Genomic DNA, 23,441 nt, shown 5'->3' with positions numbered 1-23,441 from the left:
ATCGTTCCCACCAATTGACCACGGCCTGGCTTGCTTTGGCCAGTCCTTTTCATTCAAAACAGGGTGCAACTGGGGCAAAAATCAACCTCGTCACCCATCTCCTCGGCCATAGACGCAAAATGACTGACCATCAATCAGCTTGCGCAGTGCACCTGTTCCATTACACACCGTCACACCGCGTCGTCGCCCCGCCTCACCACCGGCACCGTCCGGCGCCGCTCCACCTGGCTCCGCTCCGGCCGCCACCGCCCGGGCCGACCCACCGCGAGCAGCGCCATGTCGTCCGTCGTCCCGCCGCCCGTGTGCCGCCGTACGTCCCTGCTCAGCGCGCCGAGCAGGGCCTGCGGGCCGGCCAGGACCCGCCCGCGCAGCCGGGCCGCCGGGTCGTAGAAGTCCCCCGCCCCGTCGCGGGCCTCCGTCAGCCCGTCCGTGTAGAGCAGCAGGGTGGCCCCCGCCGGGAAAGCCCACTGCTCGGCCCGCCCGGGCCCAACGCCCAGATCGCCCATGCCGAGCGGCAGGGCCGGCTCCGCCGGGGCGAGCACCGCCAGGTCCCCGTCCCCGTACAGCAGCAGCGGCTCGGGGTGGCCCCGGTTGAGCAGCCGCAGCACGCCCGACTCCGGCGGGATCTCCCCGAGCACGCACGTCGTGAACCCCTCCACCGCGTCCAGGCCCTCGCGCCGGGCGCCCTCCCGGTCCAGGGCCCGCTCCAACCGCTGCGCCACCGCCTCCAGCGTCGGCTCGGTCTCCGCCGCCTCCCGGAAGGCCCCGAGGACCACCGCGACGGCCTCGACCGCCCCCAGCCCCTTGCCCCGTACGTCGCCCACCGCCAGCCGCACCCCGTACGGGGTCTCCTGCACGGCGTACAGGTCCCCGCCGATGAAGGCGTCGGCCTGCGCGGCCTCGTACCAGGCGGACACCTGCAGCCCACCGATGCGCTCGGCCGGCTTCGGCAGCACCGCCCGCTGCGCCGCCTCGGCGATCCCGCGGGCGGAGGCCAGCCGTTCACCGCTGCGCCGCACCACGCGGTTGATCAGCAGCGCCAGCCCGGCCACGGTCACCACGGTGGCCAGCTCGGTCAGCCCCTGGGCCGTCCAGGAGGTGCCGTGGTGGAGGTGCAGCAGGAACACCGCGAGCACGGCCAGGACGCCGGTCAGGGCCGTGGCCCACAGGGTGTACAGCGGGGCGGCGATCAGCGGGGCCGCGGAGAAGGAAGGTGATCCGGTGAAGCTGGGCGGCGTCAGCAGGTCGAAGGCCAGGCCGACGGCGATCAGTACGGCCGGCAGCACCCGGAGCACCCGGCGGGCCGTGCCGCTCCCGCCGCCGGCCGCGCGCCGCCCGCCACCGCTGCCCTTCCGGCCCAGCCCCACCACACGCTCTCCTGCCGCCCGGTCCCGCGTTCACGGGTGCGGGCCCGCCGCCGCGCCCCTCAAGGCTGGCGGCAGGAGCGGGCGTACGGCGACCCGGCGGTGGCCGTACGGGTGACGGAGCACGAGGAGCGGCCGGGAACACGACGAAGGCCCGGTTCCCAAGGGAACCGGGCCTTCGTCTTCAGTAGCGGGGACAGGATTTGAACCTGCGACCTCTGGGTTATGAGCCCAGCGAGCTACCGAGCTGCTCCACCCCGCGTCGGTAAACACAACTCTACGCCATCCGGGAGCAGCCCTTCACCAATTACCCCCCGACCCACCCCTGAACCGGCATCACCGCAGGTCAAAGCCCTAAAACTGGCCCACAACCGGCATCCCGCGAACGAAGATCATCTCTGTTGCACGGCGGTGACACTGCAGGGATGGTTCCGCGATCGGATCCGGGCGAAGATTCATCTGTCGCCAAGGCCAGGGGGAACACGGACCGGCCGGACGACACAGACCACACCAACCGGCTCGGCACTCTGCCGATGCCCTCGTGATTCCTGGGGGGAGTCCACCATGTCCGTTCGCACCGCAGCCGCCATCGCAGTCGTCGCCGGCGTTGTCACCACTCTGCTGCCGCTCTCGGCCACCGCCGCGTCCGCCGCACCCGCCGCCGACGACCACGCCGTACTGCGCACGGAGATGGGCGCTCCCGTCCCCAGCGGCCCGCTGACCCGCGGCGGCGCCACCGAGACCTTCGACCTGACGGTGAAGAACCCGACCGGCAAGGCCGTCGAGTACAAGCCGTGGATGCTCCTCGACCCGAAGGGTCCGAGCCTGCTCGACGAGAACGACGTCGTCTTCAAGGTCGAGGCGGTGGACGCCCCGGCGACCAAGTCCTCGATCGGCCAGCAGGACGGCGGCTGGCAGGGCACGTTCTCCCCCTCCGCCAAGGACGCCTACGCGGGCTTCGACATCCCCGCGAACGGCAAGATGACCTGGAAGGTCACCATCGGCCTCGGCGCGAACTACCCCACGAACAACGGCGACTTCAACCTCACCGCCACCAGCTACAACAACTCCGTCGCCCCCGGCGGGTCGGACTCCCACCTCTTCAAGGTCGACCCGCAGACCAAGACGGGCGAGCTGAAGACCTGGTTCAAGCAGGTCAGTTCGGGCAAGGACGGCCAGGAGCAGCGCGCGTACCTGGACCTGAACTACCAGGCCACCGGCGACGGCACGTTCGGCACCGCCCTCGCCACCGAGCTGAGCCTGTCGCACCCGGGTGAGCAGGACGCCGACTTCCGGCTGCAGGCGATGATCGACGGCCGCTGGCAGGACCTGGAGGCCAAGGACAGCCGCTACGAGCTGCCGCGCATCGCCAAGGGCTTCGGCGCCGCCTCCGGCGTCCACACCCAGCCGCTGCGGCTCAGCCTGGGCAAGAACACCAAGCTGACGAAGCGGACCACCATCACGATGGAGGCCGAGGTCCGCCAGGCCGAGGGCAACACCTGGCCGCTCATGACCGTCCCGGTGAAGTTCCCGCTGGTCCCGATCACGGAGCCGGCGCCGACCGAGCCGACCACCAACCCGACCACCCCGACCACCACCACCCCGTCCCCGACCCCCTCCGCCACCTCCTCCTCCACCGTCCAGCAGGCCGTCGCCACCACCACGGGCAACTCCAACGTGACGACCACGGGCTCCTCCACGGGCTCCCTGGCCGCCACCGGCGCCGGCTCGTCCACCGGCCTGTACGCCGGCCTCGCCGCGGCCCTGGTCGCGCTCGGCGCGGCTGCCGCCTGGCTCGGCCGCCGCCGCCGCACCAACGCCTGATCGCACCTCCCCACACCCCGAAGCGCCCCGCCCGATCCCTCGGGCGGGGCGCTTCACGTTGCGCGCGGATGCGGTCGGGCGGCGGCCGGTTCGCGGTGGCGGGTCAGGACGTGGGTGGTGGAGCCGTCCTCCTCCCGCACGTCACGGACGTGCGCGAAGCCGATGCGGGTCAGCAGGGCCCGGGAGGCGGTGTTGGGCGCGGCCACCGTGGCGTGCACCTCGGTCAGGCCGAGGCCGGTGAAGCCGTACGCGACGATCGCCTCCGCGATCTCGGTGCCGAGGCCGGCTCCCCAGGCCTCGGGGGCCAGGGCGTAGATGATCTCGTGGCCGTCGACCTCGTCGGTCCGCTTGATCTCGGCGTGTCCGACCAGCCGCCCGTCCCTGCGCACGGCCCAGACGTCGAAGAGGTCCTCGGCGTAGACCTTCGTGAAGACCCGCCCGAACAGGGCGCGGTCCTCGGCCTCGGTGGCGGGGCCGTCCCCCATCCACCGGGAGACCCGGGTGTCCTGGAAGAGGGCCACGAAGCCGTCCTCGTCCTCGGGCGTGTACGGGTCGAGCAGCAGGCGTGCGGTGCGCAGAACCGGAGTCACGGCGGCGACGCTACCGCCCGCCGCCCCGGGGTTCACCCGGTTTGCGGACCGGCCCCGGACACAGCACAGCGCCCCGTCCGCTGCGGGCGGACGGGGCGCTGGGAGCGGTAGGCCATGTCGGACTCGAACCGACAACCAACGGATTAAAAGTCCGCTGCTCTGCCAATTGAGCTAATGGCCCTCCGGGTGCTCACCCCAGAGCATAGCCGGACAGCGCCGGTCAGCCGATCGGGTATCGACCGACCGGCCTGTCGGCGTCAGTTCAGGGGCGCGCCGGCGGCCGGCAACGCGGTGACCGCGTTGCTCGTGGCGTTGTGGTCCTGCACGACGAGCCAGTCGCCCACGGCTTGCGTACGCCCGTGCGGGGTGGGGGCGTTGACGCTGCGCGTCACGGTGAGGTCCGCGCGGGAGCGCGGGGTCGCCGTGACGGAGCCGTTCTTGCGCAGCGAGACCCACTGGGAGCCGAGCGAGTAGTCGACGTAGCCGGGGTCCGTCGCGCCGTCCGGCAGGGCCAGCTGCGTCAGCGTGGCCGTGGCGTAGTCGAGCAGGGCGAGCGTGGTCCGGCCGGCGGCGGACCGGTAGGTGATCAGCGCGCCCTTCTCGTCCACGGTGCGCACCCAGAGCGAATCGACCGGGATGCGTTCGGGCGCGGAGACGGTGACGTCCTTGCGCGGTTCGTTCTCACGGCCGATCAGGTGCAGGGTGACGCGGTCCTCGGCGTCCAGCTCGTAAGCCAGCACCTGGGTCGGCGAGAAGGTGGTCGTCCACGTCCGACCGGCCGGCACGGCGAGGGTCTCGGTGCGGCCCGTGGCCTGGTCGTGCAGGGTCAGCGGACCCGCGGCCGTGGGAGACGGACGGCGCTCGCAGCCGACGGTGCCGCCGAGTTGCAGCGACTGGTCGTACGCCCCCGTGGCGCAGTCCGCGAGCGGCACGTCGCGGCCGTCCTCGAAGCTCTTCCAGTACGGACCGCCGCTGGTCCGGCCGAGCACCGCGCCCTTGGGGCCCGCTCCGTAGATCGGCTGGTACGACGGCTCCTGGTGCGGCAGCGGAGCAACCGTCAGTTCGTCGGCGGCCGCGGGTCCTGCGGCAGCCGGTAGGGCGGTGAGGGCGCCGATGCCCGTGGCCAGTGCGAGCGCAGCAGCCCCCAGCACACGTGACCGTCCCATGCGTGTGCTCCCCCCAGAAGACGCGCCGGGGGCGGCAGCGGTCGCGCGTCGCCGTGTCCCCCACCGCAAAGTTCGGATCGTAGCAACACGCGAAAGGGCCCCCAGCGACCGGAGTCGTGGGGGCCCTGTCAGGGGTTCAGCTCAGCTGAGGTCAGCCGTTGCGCTTCCAGCGCGGCTTGTCGTCGCGGCGGCCGCCGAAGCCACCGGAGGGGCGGTCGTCGCGGCGGAAGCCGCCACGGTCGCCACCGCGGTCACCGCGGTCGTCACGGTTGAAGCCACCCGACGGACGGTCATCGCGACGGAAACCACCGGACGGACGGTCGTCGCGGCGGAAGCCGCCACGGTCGCCACCGCGGTCACCGCGGTCGTCACGGTTGAAGCCACCCGACGGACGGTCGTCACGACGGAAACCACCGGACGGACGGTCGCCACCGCGGAAGCCGCCACGGTCGCCACCGCGGTCACCGCGGTCGTCACGGTTGAAGCCACCCGACGGACGGTCGTCACGACGGAAACCACCGGACGGACGGTCGCCACCGCGGAAGCCGCCACGGTCGCCACCGCGGTCACCGCGGTCGTCACGGTTGAAGCCACCCGACGGACGGTCATCGCGACGGAAACCACCGGACGGACGGTCGCCACCGCGGAAGCCGCCGGACGGACGGTCGCCACCGCGGAAGCCGCCGGAGGGGCGGTCGTCGCGACGGAAGCCGCCACGGTCGCCACCGCGGTCACCGCGGTCACCGCGGTCGTCACGGCGGAAGCCGCCACGGTCACCACCGCGGTCGCCACCGCGGTTGTCACGGCGCTCGAAGTTGCCGCGGTCGTCGCGCTGGGCGCGGTTCTCCTCGCGGCGTTCCTGCGCGGCGATCTCGGCGGCAGCGGCAGCGGCGGCAGCCGCGACCTCGGCCTCGGCGGCCTCGGCCACCTCGGCGACAGCGGCCTCCGGGTCCTCGCCGCGCTCGCGGGCGGAGCGGGCGACGAGGCGGTCGGCCTCCTCGCGCAGCTCGCCGGCACGGCGGGTCAGGCGCTCGAGCTGCTTGGTGAGCTCGGCGACCTCGCGCTCGGCCTGCTTGGCGGCGTTGTTCGCGGAGTCGGCCTGGACCTCGGTCAGCGAACGCGCACCGGTGATCTCGGCGACCTCCGGCTCGAAGGCGCCGGCGCCCTGGACGATGTGGCGCGAGGCGTCGACGCCCGCGTCCTCCATCAGGCGGAAGATCTGGCGGCGCTGGTGCGGCAGCGCGAGGGAGACGACGACACCGGACTTGCCGGCACGGGCGGTGCGGCCCGAGCGGTGCAGGTAGTCCTTGTGGTCACCGGCCGGGTCCACGTTCAGGACCAGGTCGATGCCGTCGACGTGGATGCCTCGGGCGGCGACGTCGGTGGCGACGAGCGCGTTGACGTAGCCGTCCTTGAAGTCCGCGAGGACGCGGGTACGGGCGCCCTGCGTCATGCCGCCGTGCAGTGCGTCGGCCTTGACGCCGGCCTCGACGAGCTGCTCGGCGATGCGGTCGGCGCCCAGCTGGGTGCGGACGAAGATGATGGTGCGGCCCTTGCGGGCGGCGATGGCGGCCGTGACCGGCGCCTTGTCCTTCGGCTTCACGACGAGGACGTGGTGCGTCATGGTCGTGACGTTGCCCTGCGCGCTGTCGACCTCGTGCGTGACGGGGTTGGACAGGTAGCGCTTGACCAGGGTGCCGATCTCGTTCTCCATGGTGGCGGAGAAGAGCATGCGCTGGCCGCCCCCGGGGATCTGGTCGAGCAGCTCGGTGACCTCGGGCAGGAAGCCCAGGTCGGCCATCTGGTCGGCCTCGTCGAGGACCGCGACCTGGACGTTCTCCAGGGAGCAGGCACCGCGGTTGATGATGTCGCGCAGTCGGCCCGGGGTGGCGACGAGGATGTCGACGCCGCGCTCCAGAGCGTAGATCTGGTTGCTCATGGAGGTACCGCCGCAGACGACCTTCATCTTCAGGCCGAGGACGTCGCCGTACGGCTGGAGGGCGTCCGCGACCTGCATCGCGAGCTCACGGGTCGGCGTGAGGATGATCGCGCGGGGCTTCTTCTTCTCGGTGTGGCCGCCGGCCAGCGTGGCCAGGGTCGGCAGACCGAAGGAGAGGGTCTTGCCGGAGCCGGTGCGGCCGCGGCCGAGGATGTCCTTGCCGGACAGGGCGTCCGGGATGGTCGCGGCCTGGATCGGGAAGGGCGTGGTGACGCCGTTCTGGGCGAGCTTGCGCACGATGCCCTCGGGCAGACCCAGGTCACCGAAGGTGATCGTGGGCTCGGCGTCAGCGTCGGCGTCAGCGTCTGCATCGGCGTCGAAGTCGTCGGTGGAGTCCTCGAAGGACTCGCCGTTCACGTCCGCCTCGAGGGCCTCGATGATTCCTTCGGCCTCCGCGGCCTCGATGGCCTCGGTGACGACGAGGGCCTCGGCGTCGATGAGCTCGTTGGAGTCGTTCTCGGGCATGACGGAACGGTCAGAACTGGAAATGGACATGCGAAATGCGAAACCTTCCGGAGTCTCGGCACGCGCCCAAACTCCGTGAATCGCAAATCGACCGCCTCAATGCGGTCAGCCACGGCTAGGGAGAGTACGCGCCACGCGGCGCTCTTCGGATTCGGCGCCGGGCAATGGGATCAAACGATCTATAACCATACGCACCCTCCCCCGGGTCTGGCAAGTCGCTCCGGCGGAATCGCCCCTGACCTGCACAAATGCCCGCATCGGGAAGGCGCGCCCACACCTCCTGGAGCCGCTGACGGGTGCCGCCGCCCCTACGCCTGGGGCGCCGGCTGGGTGGTGGGCTCCGGCTGCGGGCTCGACGGAATCGGAGTGGGTTCCGTCACAGGGGGCGTCGGAATCGGGGGCGCCGGCGTCGGGCTCGCCGACTGCTGGCCGCCGCCCGGCCCGCCCGGACCGCCGGAACCCGAACCGCCGGAACCGCCCGTGGACGGCTCCTGGGGGCCCTGCCCGCCGGCGCCGCCGCCCGGTCCCGCCGACGGCGCGGGCACGCCCGGCGCCCCGCTCGGCGCACCCGGGCTGGGGGAGGCCCCGGTCGCGCCGGAGGCCTTGCCGTCCTCCTTGTGCTTGCCGTCCTGGCCCTCCGCACCCTCCTTGGCGCCGTGCCCGTTGCCGCGGATCCCGGAGCCCCGCCCGGAGGCGGCACCCGCATCCGCCCCGGAGCCGGCGCGCCGGTCCGCCGCGGCGGAGGGCCCTGGCTTCGCCGCGTCCTCACCGACACTCATGCAGCCGGCCGTCGCCGCGACCGCGAGAGCGGTGACGGCCAGTCGGAGGGAAGCGGACAACTGGCGCACGGGGGCACCTCCGGAGCCTGGGGACGAGAGGCCCGCAGGAGCGGGTCGATGTGCCCAACTCCCTTTGCCCCGTAAGGGACACGCCCTCAGGCGAACAGTTGTCGCGCCACCTGCGAGCCGAGGTGCACCGCGCCCAGCCCGACCAGCACCGACATCGCGACGTTCGCCGCCGCCAGGAAGCCCCACCCGCGCTCGGCCAGCCGCAGCGTCTCGTACGAGAAGGTCGAGTACGTGCTCAGCGCCCCGCACAGCCCGGGCCCCAGCAGCAGCACCACCCACGGGGAGGCGGCCCCGGCCCGCGCCGCGCCGGTCAGCACCCCCAGCACCAGGCAGGCGGCCGCGTTCACGACGAAGGTCCCCCAGGGGAAGACGGAATCGTGGCGCCGCTGCACCGCACGGTCCGTCAGATAGCGCAGCGGCGCACCGACGACCGCGCCCGCCACCACGAACAGCCAGTTCACCGGACCACCCGGCCCGTCCCGGGCCCCGCCTCGCGGCCCGGTCCCCGGCCCCGGACGGCGAGCCGGGTCACCGAGGCCGCCGCCCACACCGCGCCCAGGGCGGCCACCACCGTGAGCCCCGCGTACGCCAGCGCGGACCGCGCCTCCCCCTCGTCCAGGAGCCGCGAGAAGTCCATCGCGTAGGTGGAGAAGGTGGTGAAGCCGCCGAGCACGCCGACCCCGGCGAAGGGCCGCAGCAGCGGATGCGGCGCCGACCGCCCGCCCTCGCTGATCAGCACCATGAGTACGCCGATCAGCGCGCACCCGGAGGCGTTGATCCACAGGGTCGCCCACGGGAACGCCCCGGGCGCGGCCGGCCAGAGCAGGGAGATCCCGTACCGGGCCGAGGCCCCGACCGCACCGCCGGCGGCCACCGCCGCGAGCACCCGGCCCTGCGGCTCGGCCCGCTGCGCGGGCACGTGCAGGTCGACGTCCGGGTCGATCGCCTCGGCACCGGGGCCGGGTCGGGAGCGCCTACGGCTCACCCGTACCCCAGCGCGTGCAGCCGCTCGTCGTCGATCCCGAAGTGGTGGGCGATCTCGTGCACCACGGTGACCTCCGTCTCCGCGACCACGCTCTCCCGGTCCTCGCACATCCGCAACGTGGGATTGCGGTAGATGGTGATCCGGTCCGGCAGCACCCCGGCGTACCACTCGCCGCGGTCCGTCAGCGGGGTCCCCTCGTAGAGCCCCAGCAGCTCCGGATCGTCGGCGGGCGGCTCGTCCTCGACGAACACCGCCACGTTGTCCATCAGCCGCGTCAGCTCCGGCGGGATCCGGTCCAGGGCCTCTGCGACAAGCTCTTCGAACTCCTCGCGCGTCATCTCCAGCACCGGGCCATTGTCCCTCCGGGGGAAACCGTTTTGGCGATAGCTCCCCGGATCCCATATGCTTCTCACGTCCCCGACGCGCTGGAAAGCGCCCAGGCGGGCCTTTAGCCCTCATCGTCTAGTGGCCCAGGACGCCGCCCTTTCAAGGCGGTAGCACGGGTTCGAATCCCGTTGGGGGTACGCATTACCGTGTGCAAGACTTTGTCTCGCACACTGCAAGGTCCTGTGGAGCAGTTGGTTAGCTCGCCACCCTGTCAAGGTGGAGGTCGCGGGTTCAAGTCCCGTCAGGATCGCTGAGGCCGGAAACGGTCTCGTGGCTGGGTAGCTCAGTTGGTACGAGCGATCGCCTGAAAAGCGATAGGTCGCCGGTTCGACCCCGGCCCCAGCCACCACCAGGAAGGCCCCGTCCATCGGACGGGGCCTTCTGTGGTTACTCCGGCGCCCCCTCCGTCCGCGCCCGGCGGCGCCACTGCACCAGGCCGAAGACCGCCGCCCCTACGGCGACCAGCCCGAGCAGCGCCCAGTCCGGGACCGCGTCCGCCAGCGACCGCACCCGCTGCTCCACCGCGAACGAGTCGTCCACGTCCAGCAGCCCCGGCAGCGCGCTCGCCCCGTCGTAGACGAGGAACAGCACCCCCAGGGTGATGAAGAACAGCCCGGACAGCAGCGAGGTCGTGTGCAGCTCCCGGCGGCCCACGCGGAAGGCCCGGCCGCGCAGCCAGCGCCGCCGGCCCAGCTCGAACCGCTCCCACAGCAGGGCCATCACGAAGAGCGGCACGGCCATCCCCAGCGCGTAGACCGCCAGCAGCAGGCCGCCGTAGACCGGGCTGCCGCTGACCGCCGCGACCGTCAGGACGCTGCCCAGGATCGGGCCGGCGCAGAAACCGGCCAGCCCGTACACCGCGCCGAGGGCGTACACGGACACGGCGGTGGTCGGCCGGATCCTCCCGGACAGCTCCGAGATCCGCTTCGAGGCGAAGCCCAGGCCCAGGATCTGCGCCACTCCTAGGACGATGATCAGCCACCCGCCGGCGAGGACCAGCTGGTCGCGGTTGCCGTGGAAGAACCGCCCGGCGTACGAGCCGGCCGCCCCCAGCGGTACGAGGGTGCTCGCGAGGCCCGCATAGAAGATGCCGGTACGGGCCAGGAGGCGTGAGGCGGAGTCGATCGAGTACGCGAAGAAGGCCGGCAGGAGCAGCGCGCTGCACGGGCTGAGCAGCGCGAGGAGGCCGCCCAGCAGGGCGGCCAGGTATCCGATCTCGGTCACTGCTTCGCCGCCGCCTCGGCCTGCGCGATGGCGGCGGTGAAGGCGCCGAGCGGCTGGGCCCCGGCGATCGGCTTGCCGTTGACCAGGAAGGACGGGGTGGAGGTGACGCCGATGCGGTAGCCCTCCTCCTGGTCCTTCTTCAGGGCCGCCACGGCCTGCTCGCCGGCCATGTCGGCCTTGAAGCGCTCGATGTCGGGGACCCCGGCCTCGCGGGCCAGCTCCAGGAGCCGCGGCTCGGCGAAGCCCTTCTCCTTGGAGCCGTCGGCGTACGCGGCCGCGTGGAAGGCGGCGAACCGGTCCTGCTGCCCGGCGGCCCAGGCCGCCTTGGCGGCGGCCTCCGATTCGGCGCCGAAGATCGGGAAGTTGCGCCACTCGATGCGCAAGGTGCCGTTGTCGACGTACTTCTTCACCAGCTCCGGCTCGGTGTCCCGGGCGAACTTGCCGCAGTAGCCGCACTTGAAGTCGGAGTACTCGATGAGCACGACGGGCGCGTCCGCGCGGCCGACGGCGAGCTTGTCGCCGGCCTCCCGGCGGGCCAGGGCCTGCAGCGCGGCGGAGGTGTCGTTGCGGGGCGCGGCGGCGGGCGCGGAGCCGGCGGAGCCAGAGTCCTTGTCGGCGGGGGCTGTGGCCTGCCAGGAGACGAGGCCGAGGGTGACGGCGGCCAGGGCGACCCCCGCGCAGATCAGCAGGGGCTTCGCGGCGGACTTCGCCTTGGGGGCGGCCTTGGGCTTGGGATGGGTCTTGGACGAGGACATACGGGTGCTCCAGCGATGCGGTGGTGAGGTGGACCGGGGGAAACCGGTGCTCCTAGAGCCGCATCACGGACAGCTCCACCGGGCCGGGCGCCGGCCGGTCGGGACCGCGTACGAGGACCCGTACGGGCGGCGACGCGTGCGGCCGGGCGTCCGCGGGCACCGGCCGGGCCGGCGGGACCTGCGCGTGCTCGCCCCCGGCGCGCGTCGGGGCGGCGGGGGTCCCGCCGTGTTCGGGGGGTGCGGGGGCGCAGGAGGGGCCGCCGCCGTGCAGGGCCGGGGCCGCGTGGGGCCGGTCCGGGAGCCCGGGGAGCGGTTCCGCCCGGGGGTCCCCGGCAGCCGCCGGGGCCGCGGCCAGGCCGGCCGGCGCGGAATCCGGCAGGAACGGTCCGCCAGCGGCGGGGGCCGTCCCGCCCAGCAGCACCGCCAGGACCGCGAGCACGGCGCAGCCGAAGAGGCGGGGGCGGGACAAGGTGGGCTGCCTCTCATTCGTACGGCCGAGGGACTCGTCCCGAAATGGTACGGGTCCACCCGACAAATGCGTTCGCCACCCGGAGGGCCCAGGTGAGATCCTCGATCAGGTATGTCTACTTCCTTCGCCGCCCTGCAGACGCTTCTCGGTGAGATCTCCCTCCGTGACGCGCACCGCCTCGGCCGCCGCCTCGAAGGCGCCCGCCGCATCCGCAAGCCCGAGGCCAAGCAGGCCGTGCTCGACGAGATCGCCACGGAGGCCGCGAAGGCCGCCGAGCGACTGGCCGGCCGTGCCTCGCGGATGCCGGAGGTCACGTATCCCGAGAACCTGCCCGTCAGCCAGAAGAAGGACGAGATCGCCGAGGCGATACGCGACCACCAGGTCGTGATCGTCGCGGGCGAGACCGGCTCCGGCAAGACCACGCAGATCCCCAAGATCTGCATGGAGCTGGGCCGTGGCGTCCGGGGCATGATCGGGCACACCCAGCCCCGCCGGATCGCCGCCCGCACGGTCGCGGAACGCATCGCCGAGGAGCTGAAGTCCGAGATCGGGCAGACCGTCGGCTGGAAGGTCCGGTTCACCGACCAGGTGGACCAGGACGCGACCTTCGTGAAGCTGATGACGGACGGCATCCTGCTCGCCGAGATCCAGACGGACCGCGAGCTGCGCGCCTACGACACGATCATCATCGACGAGGCCCACGAGCGTTCCCTGAACATCGACTTCCTGCTCGGCTACCTGGCGACGCTGCTGCCCAAGCGGCCCGACCTGAAGGTCGTCATCACCTCGGCGACGATCGACCCGGAGCGCTTCTCCCGCCACTTCGGCGATGCCCCGATCGTCGAGGTCAGCGGCCGCACGTACCCGGTGGAGGTCCGCTACCGGCCGCTCCTCGAAGAGGATTCCGAGGAGTCCGACCGGGACCAGATCACCGCGATCTGCGACGCCGTGGACGAGCTCCAGGCCGAGGGCGCCGGCGACATCCTGGTCTTCCTGTCCGGCGAGCGCGAGATCCGCGACACCGCGGACGCGCTCATCAAGAAGAAGCTGCGCTTCACCGAGGTCCTCCCCCTCTACGCCCGCCTCTCGCACGCCGAGCAGCACCGGGTCTTCCAGCAGCACACGGGCCGCCGGATCGTCCTGGCCACGAACGTCGCCGAGACCTCGCTCACCGTCCCCGGCATCAAGTACGTGATCGACCCGGGCACGGCCCGGATCTCCCGCTACAGCCACCGCACCAAGGTGCAGCGCCTGCCGATCGAGCGGATCTCGCAGGCCAGCGCCAACCAGCGCAAGGGCCGCTGCGGCCGTACCAGCGACGGCATCTGCATCCGGCTGTACTCCGAGGACGACTTCAACGCCCGTCCCGAGTTCACCGACGCCGAGATCCTGCGCACGAACCTGGCCTCCGTCATCCTCCAGATGACCGCCGCCGGCCTCGGCGAGATCGAGAAGTTCCCCTTCATCGACCCGCCGGACCACCGCAACATCCGCGACGGCGTGCAGCTCCTGCAGGAGCTCGGGGCGCTGGACCCGGCCGAGAAGGACCCGTCGAGGCGCCTGACGCAGATGGGCCGCAAGCTGTCCCAGCTGCCCGTCGACCCGCGGCTGGCCCGCATGGTCATCGAGGCCGACAAGAACAACTGCGTCCGCGAGGTCATGGTCATCGCGGCTGCCCTGTCCATCCAGGACCCGCGCGAGCGGCCGTCGGACAAGCAGACCCAGGCCGACCAGAACCACGCCCGCTTCAAGGACGAGACCAGCGACTTCCTCTCGTTCCTGAACATGTGGCGCTACGTCCGGGAGCAGCAGAAGGAGCGCGGCTCCTCGTCCTTCCGCCGGATGTGCAAGCAGGAGTACCTGAACTTCCTGCGGATCCGCGAGTGGCAGGACATCTACTCGCAGCTGCGCACGGTCGCCAAGAGCATGGGCATCCACGTCAACGAGGCGGACGCCCCCGAGCAGGTCGTCCACGTCTCGCTGCTGGCCGGCCTGCTCTCGCACATCGGGCTCAAGGACACCGACAAGAACGAGTACCTCGGTGCGCGCAGCGCCAAGTTCGCGATCTTCCCGGGCTCGTCGCTGTTCAAGAAGCAGCCGAAGTTCGTGATGTCGGCCGAGCTGGTGGAGACCTCGCGGCTGTGGGCCCGGGTGAACGCCAAGGTGGAGCCCGAGTGGGTGGAGCCGCTGGCGCAGCACCTGATCAAGCGCACCTACAGCGAGCCGCACTGGGAGAAGGACCAGGCGGCCGTGATGGCGTACGAGAAGGTGACGCTGTACGGCGTGCCGATCGTCGCCCAGCGGAAGATCAACTACGGCCGGATCGACCCCGAGGTCTCGCGCGAGCTGTTCATCCGCAACGCGCTGGTCGAGGGCGACTGGCGGACCCACCACAAGTTCTACGCCGACAACCGCAAGCTCCTCACCGAGGTGGAGGAGCTGGAGAACCGGGCCCGGCGCCGCGACATCGTGGTGGACGACGAGACCCTCTTCGACTTCTACGACCAGCGGATCCCCGAGCACGTGGTGTCCGGGGCGCACTTCGACTCGTGGTGGAAGCACAAGAAGCGCGACGAGCCGGAACTGCTCGACTTCGAGCGGGAGATGCTGCTCACGGAGAAGGCGGCCGGGGTCACCAAGGCCGACTATCCGGACTCCTGGCGGCAGGGGCAGCTGAAGTTCCGGGTGACCTACCAGTTCGAGCCGGGCGCGGACGCGGACGGCGTGACCGTCCACATCCCGCTGCAGGTGCTGAACCAGGTCACCGACGAGGGCTTCGACTGGCAGATCCCGGGCCTGCGCGAGGAGGTCGTCACCGAGCTGATCCGCTCGCTGCCCAAGCCCGTCCGCCGGCACTACGTACCCGCGCCGAACTACGCGGGCCGCTTCCTGGACACGGCCGTGCCGCTGCAGGAGCCGCTGCCGGTCACCCTGGCGCGCGAGCTCCAGCGGATGGTCGGGGTGCCGGTCACGGCCGAGGACTTCGACCTGACCCGGATCCCCGACCACCTGAAGATCACCTTCCGGATCGTCGACGAGCGGCGCCGCAAGGTCGCCGAGGACAAGGACCTGGAGGCCCTGCGGCTCAGGCTGAAGCCGAAGGCCCGCCAGGCCCTCTCCAAGGCCGCCGCGGCCACCGCCGAGCGGGCGGGCGGGGAGTCGGTGGAGCGCACCGGGCTGACCGACTGGACGATCGGCACCCTGACCAAGGTCTTCGAGACCCGGCGTGCGGGCCAGCCGGTGAAGGCGTACCCGGCGCTGGTCGACGACGGGGGAACGGTCTCCGTACGGCTCTTCGACACCGAGGCCGAACAGCAGCAGGCGATGTGGCTGGGCACCCGCCGGCTCATCCTGCTGAACATCCCGGTGAACCCGGCGAAGTTCGCCTCGGACCACCTCACCAACCAGCAGAAGCTGGCCCTGTCCAGGAACCCGCACGGCTCCATCCAGGCGCTGTTCGACGACTGCGCGACCGCGGCGGCCGACAAGCTCATCGCCGACCACGGCGGCCCGGCGTGGGACGAGGCGGGCTTCCGCAAGCTCTACGAGGCCGTCCGCGCGGACCTGGTGGACACGACCGTGCGGGCGGTCAACCAGGTGCAGCAGGTGCTGGCCGCCTGGCAGGCCTGTGAGCGCCGCCTGAAGGCCACCTCCAGCCTCGCGCTGGTCGCGAACATCCAGGACGTCAGGACGCAGCTGGCGGCCCTGGTGCCGGCCGGCTTCGTGACGCTCACCGGGCTGCGCAGGCTGCCGGACCTGATGCGCTACCTCGTGGCGGCGGACCGGCGGCTCCAGCAGATGCCCACGGGCGTCCAGCGCGACACCACGCGCATGGAGAAGGTCCACGAGATGCAGGACGAGTACGCCTGGCTGCTGGAGCAGTTGCCGAAGGGGCGGCCCGTCCCGGCCACCGTCACCGACATCCGCTGGATGATCGAGGAGCTGCGCGTCAGCTACTTCGCGCACGCGCTCGGCACGGCGTACCCGATCTCCGACAAGCGGATCGTCAAGGCGGTGGACGCGGCCGCCCCCTGATCGGTTCGACCGCACCCCCTGAGCTGCTGTACAGTCTGATTCGCAGCCGCCGCCGAGTGGCCGCGAATCAAGGTCCTGTGGAGCAGTTGGTTAGCTCGCCACCCTGTCAAGGTGGAGGTCGCGGGTTCAAGTCCCGTCAGGATCGCAACAACGTCAGGGCCCGTATCCCCCCGGGGATACGGGCCCTGACGCGTTGGCGGACACGTCCGCCCGGGCCGGGTTGGGGAGGCGGGGCCCACGACCGCCGACGGACGCCTCCCGCGGCCTTTTCCCGCCGCTCTCTCCGCGCGGCTCGCCGTGGCTTCCCGCGGCTTCCCTCAGCCCGCACGACGGCCGCTCCGCGGCCACGACGACTCCTGCCTGCCGAGCGCCGGCCCGACCGCGTACGCGCATCGTCCCTTCGGCGGAGAATCCCCCGTTCGCATGATGGTCACCGCGACGCACTTCCCCATTACGGGGTGCATTGCCGGATATACAAGAGTGATCATCTGTGACGGGTGTCACCGCATGAGTTTTTCGGACTCACACATTTATCGCATCCATACGCCGGCTCGATTTAATATGTGCAATGGTACCTACCCCGCCAGGCATCCCGGCGGGCTTTCGGCACCCCCCTGACCTGGGCATAAAAAAGATCGCGCTGGACCCGGCGGAGTCCAGCGCGATCGAACGACCGGAGAACCTGTTGGGGCAGGTCGGGTCGTATGAAGCCATGTGGGTTTTCATCGGATTGGGGGACCCGATAGAAACCCGTTTAAAGCGGGGTGTTAACGCGACCTCAGGCCTCGCTGCGCTGCTGCGGAATTCCCGCCAGCAGTGCGCGGACCTCGGCCTCGCGGTACCGGCGGTGTCCACCCAGGGTGCGGATGGACGTGAGCTTGCCAGCCTTGGCCCAGCGGGTGACCGTCTTCGGGTCCACGCGGAACATCGTGGCAACCTCAGCCGGGGTCAGCAGCGGCTCGGCATCAGGGGTGCGAGCGGTCATGAGCGGCCTCCTCGGGAGAACCGAACCATCTCGGTTCTTTCCTCTAAATTCTGCACCTTGGCCCGCGTTGCCCGAAATGGACATACGCGGGCCGAGTCGGTTATAGGACGAACGGCTTGTCCTCGGCACTACAACTACACCATCCGTCCAGCCGCGACGGCCAAACCGACGGAATTGCCCTCCGAGGTGTTCATCAGCGGCGGAAGCCCGATGGACCGTCCCATAACGGACAGTCACCCCACTGTGACGATCAGTCACAGAGCGATCAGGAGTCGTCAGACCCCCCGTAGAGTGCAATGCCGAGCATTCCGCCCTTAGTTGGGCGGAAGGAACCCTCCCCGGACTCCTTGTCCTATTTTGGCACGAGGGTAGGGGAAGGGCGCAAGGGTGTGGTTAGTGCGGTCCGTCACGCTTGGGCCAATGGCCCGTATCGGGACGTAGGTCCTGGCACTACGTCCCAAATGCCACGATCAGGGCTCTGATCAGCCAGTTTTGACCGAACGACCGATACGCGGCGGTACGTACGGACCTCCGAAAGGTGAAACCAGCCACACCGGCGACTTTCGGCCTAATTCGCAAAAAGTCGCTCCCGGACCGCCCGCCACCGCTCCGCGAGCCCCCAGTAGACCTCCTCCGCACCCTCGGCGTCCCCCGCCCGCAGGGCCGCGATACCCGCCGCGAGGTCCCCCGCCGAGCGGTCGGCCGCGAGCCGGTCCGCCGACAGGGCGTGCACCAGCCCGCCGTAGTCCAGCTCGACCATCGAGCGCGGATGGAACTCCTCCAGCCAGCTCCCCACCTCGACCAGCCCCTCGGCGAGCATCCCGTACCCCTCCGCGGCGCGCAGCGTGCGCAGGGCCCGGGCGAGGCGCCGGCGCGCCTGCACCATCGGCGTCCGGTAGCGCAGCCGCTCCCCCGGCACGTACTCCCGCTCCTCGTCCGCGACCAGCACGAACCAGCGCAGCGGGATCTGCCACACCCCCGTACGGATCCACGGGCGCGCGTCCGGGTTCCGCTCGCGCCAGCGCTCGTACTCCTCGGCCGCCCGCCGGCGCGCCACCGGCGGGAGCGCCGCGTCCAGCACCGGCAGCGGGAACTGGTCGACCAGCTCCTCCAGCGCCAGCCAACCGCGCAGCCGGGTGCGCCACGGGCAGACCAGCAGCACCCCGTCGACCTCCGCGGTGAAGGCGTCGGCACTCTCGTGCTCCGGCACCCCCACCAGCGGGACCCGCACCAAGTCCGCCAGCGACCGGCGCAGTTCGTCCTGGGCGGTCGGGGCCGTCCCGCGCCGGGCGTACTCCGCCCAGTGCGTGCGCTCCGGCTCCGCGAAGGCGGCCAGGGGTTCGTAGACGCGCAGGTAGGAGGCGTACGGGACGGCCGGCGCCGAGCGCGCGGAGGGCAGCAGGGGATCGGGGGATTCGGTCACCCTCTCGTACTCCCCTCTTCCGGGGCCCGCTTCACCTCCGGCCCGCCTGTCGCCGGGCCCGGACCGCCTCCCGTACTCCAGGAGTGTTTCGATCCCCGGACAGGACACCCCCATCCGGCCCACAGGTCTTACTCTGCTCCCAGCACGTCCTCCCCCACCCGCAGGGGGGCGTCTTCCCGCCGCATCTCTTCCATGGGAGTCACCACCGTGACCGAAATGACCGACGGCGTCCTGCACACCCTGTTCCGCACGGAGCAGGGCGGCCACGAGCAAGTCGTGCTGTGCCAGGACCGAGCCACCGGCCTGAAAGCCGTCATCGCGATCCACTCCACCGCCCTGGGCCCCGCCCTCGGTGGTACGCGTTTCCACGCCTACGCCTCCGACGAGGAGGCCGTGCGCGACGCGCTCAACCTCTCGCGCGGCATGTCCTACAAGAACGCCATGGCCGGTCTCGGCCTCGGCGGCGGCAAGGCCGTGATCATCGGTGACCCCGACGTCATCAAGACCGAGGAACTCCTGGAGGCCTACGGCCGTTTCGTGGAGTCCCTCGGCGGCCGCTACGTGACCGCCTGCGACGTCGGCACCTTCGTCGCCGACATGGACGTCGTCGCCCGTGAGACCCGCTGGGCCACCGGCCGCTCCCCCGAGAACGGCGGAGCCGGCGACTCCTCGGTGCTCACCGCCTACGGCGTCTTCCAGGGCATGCGCGCCAGCGCGCAGCACCTGTGGGGCGACCCGACCCTGCGCGGCCGCAAGGTCGGCGTCGCGGGCGTCGGCAAGGTCGGCCACTACCTGGTGGAGCACCTGCTCGAGGACGGCGCCGAGGTCGTCATCACCGACGTCCGCCAGGAGTCGGTGCAGCGCATCCTCGACAAGCACCCGGGCAAGGTCACCGCGGTCGCCGACACGGACGCCCTGATCCGTGTCGAGGGCCTCGACATCTACGCCCCGTGCGCGCTCGGCGGCGCCCTGAACGACGAGACGGTCCCGGCCCTCACCGCCACCATCGTGTGCGGCGCGGCCAACAACCAGCTCGCCCACCCGGGCATCGAGAAGGACCTCGCGGACCGCGGCATCCTCTACGCCCCGGACTACGTGGTCAACGCGGGCGGGGTCATCCAGGTCGCCGACGAGCTGCACGGCTTCGACTTCGACCGGTGCAAGGTGCAGGCCACGAAGATCTTCGACACCACGCTGGAGATCTTCGCTCGTGCGAAGGCGGACGGCATTCCGCCGGCCGCCGCGGCCGACCGGATCGCCGAGCAGCGCATGGCGGACGGCCGCCGGACCCTCCCGGTCACGGCCTCCTAAGGGCCCGTCGGGGGGCCCGCCGGGGTGCGGCGAGACGGAACTCACTGCACTTCGGCGGGTCGCCCGCCAGGAAAGGGTTAAAATCGCAGCTGACCAGCGAGGACGGGGCGCCTTGTTGGTTCTGCACCGGGGCGCGTCATGCGGGCGGCGTACCGTATGGCCGCGGAAGCAGGTACCGTTAAACCCCTACGGACGGTCTCTCCACGGAGAGCCCGCTCCGAACCATGAACGCGTGTCAGACTCTGGGGCCGTCGAGCCCCGTCACCGAGGGGGTCGAGCCATGGGGCGCGGCCGGGCAAAGGCCAAGCAGACGAAGGTCGCCCGCCAGCTGAAGTACAGCAGCGGCGGGACTGACTTGTCGCGTCTGGCCAACGAGCTGGGCGCATCGACCGCGGAACCGCTGCCTGTCAGCGAGCCGGTCGAGGTAGACGACGACGAGCTGGACGAGGACGACCCGTACGCTCGGTACGCGGACCTCTACAACAGCGATGACGACGACGAGGACGACGAGTCCGGTCCGTCGGCACAGCGTCGCGGCGCTTGACGCCCTGAGGCGTCTGCACGGCACATCAAAGACTGAAACCCGGTCCAGGGCATAGCCCCGGGCCGGGTTTCAGTGCTGCTCAGCTCGCGTAGGAACCGGTGAGGGTCGCGCCCTCGGTGCGGTCGCCGCGGTCCAGGATCTCGCCAGCGACCCAGGCGTCGACGCCCCGGTCGGCCAGCGCGGTCAGCGCCACGTCCACCGACTCGGCGGGCACGACGGCCATCATGCCGACGCCCATGTTGAGGGTCTTCTCCAGCTCCAGCTGCTCCACCTGCCCGGCCTTGCCGACCAGGTCGAAGACCGCGCCGGGGGTCCAGGTCGAACGGTCGACCGCGGCGTGCAGGTGGTCCGGGATCACCCGGGCCAGGTTGGCCGCGAGACCGCCGCCGGTGATGTGCGAGTAGGCGTGCACCTCGGCCGTCCGGGTGAGGGCCATGCAGTCCAGCGAGTAGATCTTGGTGGGCTCCAGGAGCTCCTCGCCGAGGGTCCGGCCGAGCTCCTCGACGTGGCTGTCGAGGGACATCCCGGCGCGGTCGAAGAGGACGTGGCGGACCAGCGAGTACCCGTTCGAGTGAAGGCCGGACGAAGCCATCGCGATGACGGCGTCCCCCGTACGGATACGATCCGCGCCGAGCAGGCGGTCGTACTCGACGACACCCGTGCCGGCTCCCGCCACGTCGAAGTCGTCCGGGCCCAGCAGGCCGGGGTGCTCGGCGGTCTCGCCGCCCACCAGGGCGCAGCCGGCGAGGACACAGCCCTCGGCGATGCCCTTGACGATGGCCGCGACACGCTCGGGGTGCACCTTGCCGACGCAGATGTAGTCGGTCATGAAGAGCGGCTCGGCGCCGCAGACGACGATGTCGTCCATGACCATCGCGACCAGGTCGTGGCCGATGGTGTCGTACACACCCATCTGGCGGGCGATGTCCACCTTGGTGCCGACCCCGTCGGTGGCCGAGGCGAGCAGCGGGCGCTCGTACCGCTTGAGGGCGGAGGCGTCGAAGAGGCCGGCGAAACCGCCGAGGCCGCCGAGGACCTCGGGGCGCTGCGTCTTCTTCACCCACTCCTTCATCAGCTCGACGGCGCGGTCTCCCGCTTCGATGTCGACGCCCGCGGCTGCGTAGCTGGCACCGGTGGTCTTCTCTGTCATGACAGGAGAGAGCTTTCGTGTCGTTACTGCGGTTGGTGCGGGGCCCTGGGAAAAGCCTGAAAGACAGGGCCCCGCGCAGGTCGAGCCGGGAACCTACGGGCGGCGGAGCGCGTCGGCGGCGTCCGTGCCGCCGGCCAGCTCGGTCTCCAGGAGCTGCTTGCCGAGGAGCTGCGGGTCCGGGAGCTCCATCGGGTACTCGCCGTCGAAGCAGGCGCGGCAGAGGTTGGGCTTCTGGATCGTCGTCGCCTCGATCATCGAGTCGAGCGAGATGTACGAGAGGGAGTCCGCACCCAGCGACGTGGCGATCTCGTCGACCGTCATGCCGTTGGCGATGAGCTCGGCCCGGGTGGCGAAGTCGATGCCGAAGAAGCACGGCCACTTCACCGGCGGCGAGGAGATCCGGATGTGGACCTCGGCCGCGCCGGCCTCGCGGAGCATCTTGACCAGGGCGCGCTGGGTGTTGCCGCGGACGATCGAGTCGTCCACGACCACCAGGCGCTTGCCCCGGATGACTTCCTTGAGGGGGTTGAGCTTCAGGCGGATGCCGAGCTGGCGGATCGTCTGCGAGGGCTGGATGAAGGTCCGGCCGACGTAGGCGTTCTTGACCAGGCCCGAGCCGTACGGAATCCCGCTGGCCTCGGCGTATCCGACCGCGGCGGGCGTACCGGATTCCGGCGTCGCTATCACCAGGTCGGCGTCGACCGGGGCTTCCTTCGCCAGGCGCCGGCCCATCTCGACACGCGAGAGGTAGACGTTGCGGCCGGCGATGTCGGTGTCCGGGCGCGCCAGGTAGACGTACTCGAAGACACAGCCCTTGGGCTTCGCTTCCGCGAATCGGGAGGTGCGCAGACCGTTCTCGTCGATGGCGACGAGTTCACCCGGCTCGACCTCGCGGACGAAGCTGGCGCCGCAGATGTCGAGGGCGGCGGTCTCGCTCGCGACCACCCAGCCGCGCTCCAGGCGGCCGAGGACCAGCGGGCGGATGCCCTGCGGGTCACGGGCGGTGTAGAGGGTCCCCTCGTCCATGAACACCAGCGAGAAGGCGCCCTTGACCTTCGGGAGCACCACGCGGGCGGACTCCTCGATGGTCAGCGGCTTGCCGTCCGCGTCCACCTGGCCCGCCAGCAGGGCCGTGACCAGGTCGGTGTCGTTGGTGGCGGCCACCTGGGTGGCACGGCCGTCCTGACGAGGGAGGTCGGCGACCATCTCGGCGAGCTCGGCGGTGTTCACCAGGTTGCCGTTGTGTCCCAGGGCCAGGGAGCCGTGGGCGGTCGCGCGGAAAGTGGGCTGCGCGTTCTCCCACACGGATGCGCCGGTGGTCGAATAGCGGGCGTGACCGACCGCGATATGACCTTGGAGCGAGCCGAGGGAGGTTTCGTCGAAGACCTGGGAAACGAGGCCCATGTCCTTGAAGACGAGGATCTGGGAACCGTTGCTCACAGCGATTCCCGCGGACTCTTGTCCACGGTGCTGCAGCGCATACAGTCCGAAGTAGGTGAGCTTGGCGACCTCTTCACCCGGAGCCCAGACACCGAAGACGCCACAAGCGTCCTGGGGGCCCTTTTCGCCGGGGAGCAGGTCGTGGTTGAGTCGTCCATCACCACGAGGCACGCTTCCGAGTGTAGGCGAGATCGACCACTGGTCCGAATTGGGGACGGCCGGGAAATGTCACAGCACAGAGGGTGACCGCACGCCCCCGTCTCGGTATTCGGATCACCTTGTTGACATGTACGAAGGCATTCGTACAGGCTCTCGGTCCATGCAGCCTCTCGGTGACCGCACCGTCACCCTCTTCGAGCGCCGGCACGTGGACCTGGTCCGTGTCGCGAGCGCCATCTGTCGCTGTTCCGCGTAGCCACAACTCTTCCTGCGCTTTCCCCTTTTCCGCTCCGCCCCGCCCTGCTCCGCCGTGCCGCG

Annotated in this window: 20 protein-coding genes and 6 tRNA genes; 9 read left to right on the top strand and 17 right to left on the bottom strand. The window is 71.0% G+C overall.

The window, feature by feature from the left end; all coding sequences use genetic code 11:
- Window positions 1-170: 170 nt before the first annotated feature.
- Together OHA91_RS20165 and OHA91_RS20160 are read right to left on the bottom strand one after the other, a co-directional pair.
- Window positions 171-1,367 (bottom strand): PP2C family protein-serine/threonine phosphatase, encoded by a 1,197-nt coding sequence (locus tag OHA91_RS20165; protein ID WP_031156388.1) that lies wholly within the window; start codon window positions 1,365-1,367, stop codon window positions 171-173.
- A gap of 185 nt (window positions 1,368-1,552) precedes the next feature.
- Window positions 1,553-1,626, bottom strand: a tRNA-Met gene (locus OHA91_RS20160).
- A gap of 302 nt (window positions 1,627-1,928) precedes the next feature.
- Between OHA91_RS20160 and OHA91_RS20155 the strand changes: the two genes are divergently transcribed.
- Entirely contained in the window at window positions 1,929-3,188 is a 1,260-nt protein-coding gene (locus OHA91_RS20155; protein WP_031156386.1) for an LPXTG cell wall anchor domain-containing protein, read from the top strand.
- Between the two features lie 53 nt (window positions 3,189-3,241).
- Here the strand turns inward: OHA91_RS20155 and OHA91_RS20150 are convergent, their stop codons facing one another.
- The 8 genes from OHA91_RS20150 to OHA91_RS20115 form a co-directional block, all read right to left on the bottom strand.
- A complete protein-coding gene (locus OHA91_RS20150) occupies window positions 3,242-3,778 on the bottom strand; it encodes a GNAT family N-acetyltransferase (RefSeq protein WP_037633617.1) in 537 nt (178 codons plus the stop codon).
- Between the two features lie 108 nt (window positions 3,779-3,886).
- A tRNA-Lys gene (locus OHA91_RS20145) sits at window positions 3,887-3,959 on the bottom strand.
- A 76-nt stretch (window positions 3,960-4,035) separates the two neighbouring features.
- Window positions 4,036-4,944: a hypothetical protein gene (locus tag OHA91_RS20140; protein WP_328739695.1), complete on the bottom strand. Its 909-nt coding sequence runs from the start codon at window positions 4,942-4,944 to the stop codon at window positions 4,036-4,038.
- Window positions 4,945-5,095: 151 nt separating this feature from the next.
- Window positions 5,096-7,438, bottom strand: a complete 2,343-nt coding sequence (locus tag OHA91_RS20135) for a DEAD/DEAH box helicase (protein WP_328739694.1) — start codon at window positions 7,436-7,438, stop codon at window positions 5,096-5,098.
- A gap of 278 nt (window positions 7,439-7,716) precedes the next feature.
- Complete coding sequence (locus OHA91_RS20130) at window positions 7,717-8,256, bottom strand: hypothetical protein (protein WP_051893597.1); 540 nt, start codon at window positions 8,254-8,256, stop codon at window positions 7,717-7,719.
- An 86-nt stretch (window positions 8,257-8,342) separates the two neighbouring features.
- Window positions 8,343-8,717, bottom strand: coding sequence for a fluoride efflux transporter FluC (locus tag OHA91_RS20125; RefSeq protein WP_031156379.1), 375 nt, complete (start codon window positions 8,715-8,717; stop codon window positions 8,343-8,345).
- Window positions 8,714-9,241: a FluC/FEX family fluoride channel gene (locus tag OHA91_RS20120; protein WP_266499707.1), complete on the bottom strand. Its 528-nt coding sequence runs from the start codon at window positions 9,239-9,241 to the stop codon at window positions 8,714-8,716. Before OHA91_RS20120 ends, OHA91_RS20125 begins: the two co-directional genes overlap by 4 nt.
- On the bottom strand, window positions 9,238-9,588 hold the full coding sequence (locus tag OHA91_RS20115) for a metallopeptidase family protein (RefSeq protein ID WP_030012899.1): 351 nt from the start codon (window positions 9,586-9,588) through the stop codon (window positions 9,238-9,240). The genes OHA91_RS20120 and OHA91_RS20115 overlap by 4 nt, the downstream gene beginning before the upstream one ends.
- A 104-nt stretch (window positions 9,589-9,692) precedes the next feature.
- Here OHA91_RS20115 and OHA91_RS20110 point away from each other — a divergent pair.
- The 3 genes from OHA91_RS20110 (at window position 9,693) to OHA91_RS20100 (ending at window position 9,977) form a co-directional block, all read left to right on the top strand.
- Window positions 9,693-9,765: transfer RNA gene (locus tag OHA91_RS20110), tRNA-Glu, on the top strand.
- Between the two features lie 39 nt (window positions 9,766-9,804).
- A tRNA-Asp gene (locus OHA91_RS20105) sits at window positions 9,805-9,878 on the top strand.
- Window positions 9,879-9,900: 22 nt separating this feature from the next.
- A tRNA-Phe gene (locus OHA91_RS20100) sits at window positions 9,901-9,977 on the top strand.
- A gap of 38 nt (window positions 9,978-10,015) precedes the next feature.
- Here OHA91_RS20100 and OHA91_RS20095 read toward each other — a convergent pair.
- Genes OHA91_RS20095 through OHA91_RS20085 form a run of 3 tightly spaced genes read right to left on the bottom strand, consistent with a single transcriptional unit; the run spans window position 10,016 to window position 12,076 of the window.
- Window positions 10,016-10,852 (bottom strand): cytochrome c biogenesis CcdA family protein, encoded by an 837-nt coding sequence (locus OHA91_RS20095; RefSeq protein ID WP_328739693.1) that lies wholly within the window; start codon window positions 10,850-10,852, stop codon window positions 10,016-10,018.
- Entirely contained in the window at window positions 10,849-11,607 is a 759-nt protein-coding gene (locus OHA91_RS20090) for a DsbA family protein (RefSeq protein WP_031156375.1), read from the bottom strand. Before OHA91_RS20090 ends, OHA91_RS20095 begins: the two co-directional genes overlap by 4 nt.
- Before the next feature lie 52 nt (window positions 11,608-11,659).
- A complete protein-coding gene (locus OHA91_RS20085) occupies window positions 11,660-12,076 on the bottom strand; it encodes a hypothetical protein (protein WP_328739692.1) in 417 nt (138 codons plus the stop codon).
- 111 nt (window positions 12,077-12,187) lie between these two features.
- On the opposite strand from OHA91_RS20085, the gene hrpA reads away from it, so the two are divergent.
- Both hrpA and OHA91_RS20075 read left to right on the top strand, forming a co-directional pair.
- Window positions 12,188-16,111, top strand: coding sequence for an ATP-dependent RNA helicase HrpA (gene hrpA / locus OHA91_RS20080; protein ID WP_266499698.1), 3,924 nt, complete (start codon window positions 12,188-12,190; stop codon window positions 16,109-16,111).
- Between the two features lie 71 nt (window positions 16,112-16,182).
- Window positions 16,183-16,256: transfer RNA gene (locus OHA91_RS20075), tRNA-Asp, on the top strand.
- Between the two features lie 633 nt (window positions 16,257-16,889).
- Here OHA91_RS20075 and bldC read toward each other — a convergent pair.
- Together bldC and OHA91_RS20065 are read right to left on the bottom strand one after the other, a co-directional pair.
- Entirely contained in the window at window positions 16,890-17,096 is a 207-nt protein-coding gene (gene bldC, locus OHA91_RS20070) for a developmental transcriptional regulator BldC (RefSeq protein ID WP_003949541.1), read from the bottom strand.
- Window positions 17,097-17,664: 568 nt separating this feature from the next.
- Window positions 17,665-18,519 carry a hypothetical protein gene (locus OHA91_RS20065; RefSeq protein ID WP_209441549.1) on the bottom strand — a complete coding sequence of 285 codons (855 nt, stop codon included), beginning with the start codon at window positions 18,517-18,519 and terminating at the stop codon, window positions 17,665-17,667.
- A 192-nt stretch (window positions 18,520-18,711) separates the two neighbouring features.
- On the opposite strand from OHA91_RS20065, the gene OHA91_RS20060 reads away from it, so the two are divergent.
- Window positions 18,712-19,830 carry a Leu/Phe/Val dehydrogenase gene (locus OHA91_RS20060; RefSeq protein WP_030664648.1) on the top strand — a complete coding sequence of 373 codons (1,119 nt, stop codon included), beginning with the start codon at window positions 18,712-18,714 and terminating at the stop codon, window positions 19,828-19,830.
- Window positions 19,831-20,110: 280 nt separating this feature from the next.
- A complete protein-coding gene (locus OHA91_RS20055; protein ID WP_030839703.1) occupies window positions 20,111-20,374 on the top strand; it encodes a DUF3073 domain-containing protein in 264 nt (87 codons plus the stop codon).
- Window positions 20,375-20,453: 79 nt separating this feature from the next.
- On the opposite strand, the gene purM is transcribed toward OHA91_RS20055, so the two are convergent.
- Both purM and purF read right to left on the bottom strand, forming a co-directional pair.
- Window positions 20,454-21,524: a phosphoribosylformylglycinamidine cyclo-ligase gene (purM, locus tag OHA91_RS20050; protein WP_031156365.1), complete on the bottom strand. Its 1,071-nt coding sequence runs from the start codon at window positions 21,522-21,524 to the stop codon at window positions 20,454-20,456.
- 93 nt (window positions 21,525-21,617) lie between these two features.
- A complete protein-coding gene (gene purF / locus OHA91_RS20045) occupies window positions 21,618-23,135 on the bottom strand; it encodes an amidophosphoribosyltransferase (RefSeq protein ID WP_266499691.1) in 1,518 nt (505 codons plus the stop codon).
- Window positions 23,136-23,283: 148 nt separating this feature from the next.
- Here purF and OHA91_RS20040 point away from each other — a divergent pair, with 148 nt between their 5' ends.
- On the top strand, window positions 23,284-23,379 hold the full coding sequence (locus OHA91_RS20040) for a putative leader peptide (RefSeq protein WP_328739691.1): 96 nt from the start codon (window positions 23,284-23,286) through the stop codon (window positions 23,377-23,379).
- The last annotated feature ends 62 nt before the right edge of the window (window positions 23,380-23,441 follow it).

Origin of the sequence: Streptomyces erythrochromogenes (assembly GCF_036170895.1) — a bacterium.
Lineage (GTDB): Bacteria > Actinomycetota > Actinomycetes > Streptomycetales > Streptomycetaceae > Streptomyces > Streptomyces erythrochromogenes.
The sequence above is the reverse complement of the archived record's forward strand: the minus strand, read 5'-3'. Positions and strand labels throughout refer to the sequence as shown.

Excerpts from the sequence above, each read along its gene's own strand:
- OHA91_RS20155 (WP_031156386.1), top strand. The coding sequence starts at position 1,929 with ATGTCCGTTCGCACCGCAGCCGCCATCGCAGTCGTCGCCGGCGTTGTC.
- OHA91_RS20140 (WP_328739695.1), bottom strand. The coding sequence starts at position 4,944 with ATGGGACGGTCACGTGTGCTGGGGGCTGCTGCGCTCGCACTGGCCACG.
- OHA91_RS20135 (WP_328739694.1), bottom strand. The coding sequence starts at position 7,438 with ATGTCCATTTCCAGTTCTGACCGTTCCGTCATGCCCGAGAACGACTCC.
- OHA91_RS20090 (WP_031156375.1), bottom strand. The coding sequence starts at position 11,607 with ATGTCCTCGTCCAAGACCCATCCCAAGCCCAAGGCCGCCCCCAAGGCG.
- hrpA (WP_266499698.1), top strand. The coding sequence starts at position 12,188 with ATGTCTACTTCCTTCGCCGCCCTGCAGACGCTTCTCGGTGAGATCTCC.
- bldC (WP_003949541.1), bottom strand. The coding sequence starts at position 17,096 with ATGACCGCTCGCACCCCTGATGCCGAGCCGCTGCTGACCCCGGCTGAG.
- OHA91_RS20060 (WP_030664648.1), top strand. The coding sequence starts at position 18,712 with ATGGGAGTCACCACCGTGACCGAAATGACCGACGGCGTCCTGCACACC.
- OHA91_RS20055 (WP_030839703.1), top strand. The coding sequence starts at position 20,111 with ATGGGGCGCGGCCGGGCAAAGGCCAAGCAGACGAAGGTCGCCCGCCAG.
- purM (WP_031156365.1), bottom strand. The coding sequence starts at position 21,524 with ATGACAGAGAAGACCACCGGTGCCAGCTACGCAGCCGCGGGCGTCGAC.
- OHA91_RS20040 (WP_328739691.1), top strand. The coding sequence starts at position 23,284 with ATGCAGCCTCTCGGTGACCGCACCGTCACCCTCTTCGAGCGCCGGCAC.